General features: G+C 35.6%; 2 protein-coding genes. Both read right to left on the bottom strand.

The window, feature by feature from the left end; genetic code table 11:
- Window positions 1-494: 494 nt before the first annotated feature.
- The gene (locus tag ABVT42_RS22355) at window positions 495-944 is read right to left on the bottom strand and encodes an SEL1-like repeat protein (protein ID WP_353898183.1); all 450 of its coding nucleotides are present in this window, start codon (window positions 942-944) and stop codon (window positions 495-497) included.
- On the bottom strand, window positions 944-1,358 hold a 415-nt coding region (locus ABVT42_RS22350; protein WP_367024548.1), incomplete at its 5' end, for a tlde1 domain-containing protein. The genes ABVT42_RS22350 and ABVT42_RS22355, both read right to left, overlap by 1 nt.

Below are 1,358 nucleotides of genomic sequence, written 5' to 3'. Positions count from 1 at the left end.
TGATGTTTTTACTGAGTGAGTTGCCAAAGCAGCCCAATGATATCGAGTACTTGATGCCTTGGAATTTTAAGTACCATCAATAGTCAAGCGTGTAATTCGCTGGACGCTTACGATTCAATTGGGAAAAGTTTAAAACAGTCAAGATATAATTTTTTAACTCATCAACATTGGTTGATTCTATGATGTGAAACGGTTTTTCCGACCGGCTCAAAGTCTGATGGGGACTTGGTACAATTTATTTGATACCGTAGGGCTGTTGAAGACGAGTCGGTACGGAATTCATCAGGGGCCGAAGTTTAGTTAAGATAACTTCATCAGGAGCCCGAATATATGTCAGTACCTATTTCGTTAAAACCGGACATCATTCAATATCAGTGAATATTGAAAAGTTAAAAACGGGAATAACTCTATCAGTCGTGGTTGATTTTAATCACGAAAGAATTTTATTGCCTTGACATTAAGGAGGCGTCCATATATGTCCCCGTTCGGTTCGTTTAATTTCTTTTTTGATTATTTTCTTTTAACCATTTTATCGCTGGCTCATATGAAAATGATGCTGATTTTTCTATCCAGTATAAAGCTTCCTTTCCATTTTTTAATCCATCATGTCTATCAATTAACTCTATACCCAAATAATATTCATTTTCTCCAGGAATACAGTTATGGGTACCATTGCATAGAATCAATTCAGAAGCATACTCTCGATCTTTTTGAACCCCCAAGCCCACAGCATAAAGTTTCGCCAACCTAATTTTAGCATGTAGATGTCCATTTTGAGAAAGATGCTTAAATATCACATAAGCATCTTTATATTTCCCTTCTTTTAATAAACTAACAGCATTACGATAAGGCTTATCACTTTGATGCAAATAAGCTTTATACAAAACCAAAGTGACAATAATAAAAATAATCATAAGAACAAATAAAAGTATTCGAGATTTCATCAAGGTGTAACCTCCATAGTATTTTTAGATTCCTTACTCAGCATATCCATAAGATCATTAAACTGTTTCATTGCTTCAGAGTTATCTGGGTCTACAGTGATGCATCCATCTGAATCATTACCTTTATGTAGAAAAAATTCACACCGCCCCCATCCTAACCTACTACAAAGTTGAGCAGCCAACCATCCTTCTTTTAACCAGTAAGATCCCCCATACTTAGCAGACCATTCCATCTCGTACTTTCCGGGAGGAATTGGACCTGTATTTTTATTATCAGTACGACTAGGATCATTCATATCCTTCCCTTTACCTGAAAAGACATCTTTTGGCCCAACTTCTTTCACTTCTCTTACTTCTTTTCCATCTTTTACTTCAACATTATCAGAAACACATCTAACTTTATGTCCAGAAATA

Source organism: Aliikangiella maris (assembly GCF_040719265.1).
Taxonomy (GTDB): domain Bacteria; phylum Pseudomonadota; class Gammaproteobacteria; order Enterobacterales; family Kangiellaceae; genus Aliikangiella; species Aliikangiella maris.
Note: the sequence above shows the minus strand (reverse complement) of the source record. Positions and strands in the feature narration are given on the sequence as shown.